The sequence below is a fragment of the Streptococcus oralis genome (assembly GCF_001578945.1).
GTDB lineage: Bacteria > Bacillota > Bacilli > Lactobacillales > Streptococcaceae > Streptococcus > Streptococcus oralis_Q.
Map to the genome: position 1 here is coordinate 444,334 of NZ_KQ969551.1, position 4,814 is coordinate 449,147.

Consider the following 4,814-nt stretch of genomic DNA (forward strand, 5'->3'; position numbering starts at 1 on the left):
AAGGAGGCATTATTTGTCATGCACCTTATGGAGCGTGACGGACTAAAAGTCACATAAATAAAAAAGAATCTTGCGAAACAAGATTCTTTTAATGTCTGACTTAAATAATTGTTCTTCTGAGAACTTAATCGAATTAAGCTTCGATTTCTGTAACCATACCTGAACCAACAGTACGTCCACCCTCACGGATAGAGAATGTAGTACCTTGTTCTACGGCGATTGGGTGGATCAACTCAACGTCGATAGTCACGTTATCACCAGGCATTACCATTTCAGTACCTGCTGGAAGTTCGATTGAACCTGTAACGTCAGTAGTACGGAAGTAGAATTGTGGACGGTAGTTGTTGAAGAATGGAGTGTGACGTCCACCTTCTTCTTTAGTAAGGATGTAGACTTCACCTTTGAATTTAGTGTGTGGGTTGATTGAACCTGGTTTAGCGATAACTTGTCCACGTTCGATTTCGTCACGTTGAACACCACGAAGAAGGACACCTACGTTATCTCCTGCAAGACCTTCGTCAAGTTGTTTACGGAACATTTCAACACCAGTAACAACTGCTTTTTGAGTTTCTTCTTTGATACCAACGATTTCGATTTCATCGTTGACACGAACAGTACCACGGTCGATACGTCCTGAAGCAACTGTACCACGTCCAGTGATTGAGAATACGTCTTCGACTGGAAGAAGCAATGGTTTGTCTGTATCACGTTCTGGTTCTGGGATGTACTCATCAACAGTGTTCATCAATTCCATGATGATGTCTTCGTATTTAGAGTCACCTTCAAGAGCTTTAAGAGCTGAACCTTGGATAACTGGAAGATCGTCACCTGGGAAGTCGTATTCTGACAAGAGGTCACGGATTTCCATTTCAACCAATTCAAGCAATTCTTCGTCGTCTACCAAGTCAATTTTGTTCATGAAGACGATAAGGTGTTTAACACCAACCTGACGTGAAAGAAGGATGTGCTCACGAGTTTGTGGCATTGGTCCGTCAGTTGAAGCTACTACAAGGATAGCTCCGTCCATTTGAGCGGCACCAGTGATCATGTTTTTAACATAGTCCGCGTGTCCTGGAGCGTCGATGTGGGCATAGTGACGTTTTTCAGTTTCGTACTCAACGTGCGCAGTGTTGATAGTGATACCGCGTTCGCGTTCTTCTGGAGCAGCATCGATAGACGCATAGTCTTTAGGTTGGTTAACTGCTGAAGGCAAGCGACGTGCCAAAACAGTTGTGATAGCTGCGGTTAGGGTAGTTTTACCGTGGTCAACGTGTCCGATAGTACCAATGTTAACGTGTGGTTTACTACGATCGTATTTTTCTTTTGCCATTTGAGTAAAAGCCTCCAATAAAATATATTTTATAGATAGACAGTAGGCAATACAGTCTAACTTTCCTTACTATTTTATCAAATTTCTGCTAAATTGCAAGTGTTTTACACACATTTTGTGAATTATTCTGAATCTTATCAAATCCTGTTCTTCTACTTCTTTACGGTGATATCATTTCAAGTTTGTTTTCATTTTGACGGTGCTGTTTTCATCAAAAAATCAGGTCTCCCTGATTTTAGTTTATATCTGATTTTTCCAATCCCTTTGCTTCTTTATGATTTTCGTATAACTTAGCTAAGAACTTAGTAATTTCTTTGAGAATAGAGTAGGTTGGCACTGCTACAATCATCCCAATAACACCGTAGATATTACTTGACAATAAGAGGAGCACTAAAATCGTGATCGGATGTACTTTCATTACACCACCTACAATTCGTGGATAAAGGACATTTCCATCGATTTGTTGAATAATAAGCATATAGACAACAGCAATCAGCATTCGGTGAGGATCTGTAAATGCATTTGCAATTACCATTGGAATCAAACCGATACTTGGTCCAACATAAGGAATCAAATTTGCGATACCGGAGAAAATGGCAAAAACAAGGGCATACTTTAATCCAATAATACTATAGCCGATATAGGCTAAACATCCGATTATAACAGCATCAATCGCAATTCCACTAATATAACGCGCTATCGTTGCGTTTAAATTGGTTAAAAGACTGGAAAGATTTAACTTGTCATGTTTTAAAATAGTTCGCTCTAGCATCGGTAGCAACTTATGTCCATCCAGTAAGAAATAAATCAAAAATACCGGGGTCATAATGAGAATCAGAACTGTACTAAACAAGGCTGAAAGGACGCTTCCTAAACTGTTGCTGACGCTATTAAGGATATTCTGGAGGATATCCACATAGGAGAGATTCAGTTGTTGAATAGTTTGTTGAATATCAATATTTTGGAAGACTGGATTCATGGACAAATCGATGATCAAATCTTGTAGTCTACTATAGATGTTTTGGCTAGAGATAATCAAGCTAGTCAACTGATTAATCAAAATTGGCAAAAGATAAACGACCCCCACCACAATGGCTCCCATTAAAGCACAAAGAGTAAAAAGTACACCAATTAAACGATTGACCTTACATCTCTTTTCTAAGAAAGTAACGACTGGATTTGTTATATAGTAAAAAAATCCACCAAGTAAAAATGGAATCATGATGGTATTCACAACTGTCACAAAGGGAGTGATAAGCGCTCCCATCTCTCTCCAAAGATAGAAAATCAGGGTTAATAATAAAATTTCAGCTGTCCAAAAAAATAACTTGTTTCTACGGAACATAGGTATCCTCCTTCTCTCTATTTTACCATATTTCTAAAAAAGATAAGGTGGCTTTACTATAAAATCGAGAATATTTTTTCGCTTTGTGATAGAATAAAACTACTATGAAAAAAATAATTCTATCTTTAATGACACTATTTATTTTTGGAACAGCTTCTACTGTTTCTGCTCAGGAGTTTGATGTTGCTGCTAAACATGCCACTGCTGTCGAGGCTACAACTGGAAAAATCCTCTATGAAAAAGATGCAAATCAGCCTGTAGAGATTGCTTCTATTACAAAACTGGTTACAGTTTATTTGGTCTATGAAGCTCTGGAACAAGGAACCATCAGCCTATCTACACCTGTTGATATTTCGGACTATCCTTACAAACTTACAACTAATTCTGAGGCAAGTAACGTCCCTATGGAAGCTCGAAATTATACTGTTGAACAACTATTAGAGGCTACAATGGTATCCAGTGCAAACAGTGCTGCGATTGCGCTAGCAGAAAAGATTGCTGGTTCTGAGAAAGACTTTGTAGACAAGATGAGGGCTAAACTTCTTGAATGGGGAATTCAAGATGCAACTATTGTAAACACTACTGGTTTAAATAATGAGACCCTTGGCGATAATATCTATCCTGGTTCTAAAAAAGACGATGAAAACAAGTTGAGCGCCTACGACGTTGCAATCGTCGCTCGTAACCTCATCCGAGATTATCCTCAAGTTTTGGAAATCACCAAAAAACCAACTTCTACCTTTGCTGGACTTGAAATCCACTCAACCAACTATATGTTGGAAGGAATGCCAGCATATCGAGGTGGAGTTGATGGGCTCAAAACTGGTACAACAGACAAGGCGGGAGCTTCTTTCGTTGGAACAACCGTTGAAAAAGGAATGCGTATCATTACGGTTGTTTTGAATGCAGATCAACAAGATACCAACCCTTATGCACGTTTTACTGCAACTTCTGCACTTTTAGATTATATTTCTGCAAACTTTGCCTTAAAAACTGTCGTTCAAAAAGGTGAAGCATACAATGATAGTAAAGTAACAGTTCTTGATGGTAAAGAAGATAATGTGACAGCTGTCGCTAAGTCAGACATTTCCATCGTCCAACGCATCGGAAGCGGTACTACACCAACTCTCCAATTCACACCGAAATCAACATCAGAAATGGCTCCATTGGAAGAAGGAAAGGTTGTTGGTACTCTAACCTATGATGATCAGGATTTGGTCGGCCAGGGCTATCTCACTTCCGACAAACCATCTTTTGAAATGGTTTCTGAAAAGAAAGTAGAAAAAGCCTTCTTTTTGAAGGTTTGGTGGAATCAATTTATCCGCTTCATCAATGAAAAACTATAAAAAAAAATCGCGAATAATCGCGATTTTTTCTTTATTTCATTTCTTTAAAAGCCGATTCTGCATCAGCGTTGCTAATAGCACCAAATTGGATTTTTCCGATTTTACCTTGACTGTCAATCAAGTATTCTGTTGGAATACTACGAATTTGGTAGGCTTGGAAGGTAGTTGCTTGCGTATCATATAGAACTGGAATGTCCTTGTAGCCTTGTTCTTGATACCATTTTGGAAAGTCTTGAACTGTTTTTTCACCTTGTAGACCTGGTGCAATAACACTCAAGATTTCAAAGTCTCGATCTTGTTTGGCAGCTAATTCCATCAGCTCAGGCATGCTTTTCTTACATGGTCCACACCAAGAAGCCCAGAATTTTAAATAGACCTTTTTCCCTTTATAGTCTGATAACTTCACTTCTTTGCCATCCATAGACTGCAAGGTAAAGTCTGGTGCATCCTTACCGACTGCGATTTGTTGTACAGCAGGCTGTTTGGGACTGCTTGTCTGTTTGGTCTCTTTTTCACCACAGGCAATCAATAAGAATAGAGACATGAGGCTCAATCCAGCAAAAATAACTTTTTTCATTTTTTCTCCTTTTATCCAAGAATTCCTGATAAGGCATTTAATTGCCCTAGCATTAATAATAATCCCATCAAAATAATCAAAGCTCCCCCGATTTTCTTTAGTAGAATCATATGGGGTTTTAATTTACTAAAATAGGGCATAATCCAGCCCGAAGCCAAGGCCAAAACAATGAAAGGAAGGGCCATTCCCAATGTGTATACTAATGTTAACACGGCT

4 protein-coding genes and 1 pseudogene are annotated in these 4,814 nt (G+C 38.8%); 1 reads left to right on the forward strand and 4 read right to left on the reverse strand.

Features of this window, described 5'->3' with window-relative positions:
* Nucleotides 1–133: 133 nt before the first annotated feature.
* Both tuf and SORDD16_RS04830 read right to left on the reverse strand, forming a co-directional pair.
* Nucleotides 134–1,330: an elongation factor Tu gene (gene tuf / locus SORDD16_RS04825; protein ID WP_001040719.1), complete on the reverse strand. Its 1,197-nt coding sequence runs from the start codon at nucleotides 1,328–1,330 to the stop codon at nucleotides 134–136.
* Between the two features lie 235 nt (nucleotides 1,331–1,565).
* A complete protein-coding gene (locus SORDD16_RS04830; RefSeq protein WP_061452566.1) occupies nucleotides 1,566–2,675 on the reverse strand; it encodes an AI-2E family transporter in 1,110 nt (369 codons plus the stop codon).
* A 104-nt stretch (nucleotides 2,676–2,779) separates the two neighbouring features.
* On the opposite strand from SORDD16_RS04830, the gene pbp3 reads away from it, so the two are divergent.
* Nucleotides 2,780–4,021: a D-alanyl-D-alanine carboxypeptidase PBP3 gene (gene pbp3, locus SORDD16_RS04835; RefSeq protein WP_061452567.1), complete on the forward strand. Its 1,242-nt coding sequence runs from the start codon at nucleotides 2,780–2,782 to the stop codon at nucleotides 4,019–4,021.
* A 31-nt stretch (nucleotides 4,022–4,052) separates the two neighbouring features.
* On the opposite strand, the gene sdbB is transcribed toward pbp3, so the two are convergent.
* Together sdbB and SORDD16_RS11755 are read right to left on the reverse strand one after the other, a co-directional pair.
* Entirely contained in the window at nucleotides 4,053–4,598 is a 546-nt protein-coding gene (gene sdbB / locus SORDD16_RS04840; RefSeq protein ID WP_061414420.1) for a thiol-disulfide oxidoreductase-associated lipoprotein SdbB, read from the reverse strand.
* A gap of 11 nt (nucleotides 4,599–4,609) precedes the next feature.
* A pseudogene (locus tag SORDD16_RS11755) lies at nucleotides 4,610–4,814 on the reverse strand (cytochrome c biogenesis protein CcdA); the annotation flags it as partial.

Excerpts from the sequence above, each read along its gene's own strand:
- tuf (WP_001040719.1), bottom strand. The coding sequence starts at position 1,330 with ATGGCAAAAGAAAAATACGATCGTAGTAAACCACACGTTAACATTGGT.
- SORDD16_RS04830 (WP_061452566.1), bottom strand. The coding sequence starts at position 2,675 with ATGTTCCGTAGAAACAAGTTATTTTTTTGGACAGCTGAAATTTTATTA.
- pbp3 (WP_061452567.1), top strand. The coding sequence starts at position 2,780 with ATGAAAAAAATAATTCTATCTTTAATGACACTATTTATTTTTGGAACA.
- sdbB (WP_061414420.1), bottom strand. The coding sequence starts at position 4,598 with ATGAAAAAAGTTATTTTTGCTGGATTGAGCCTCATGTCTCTATTCTTA.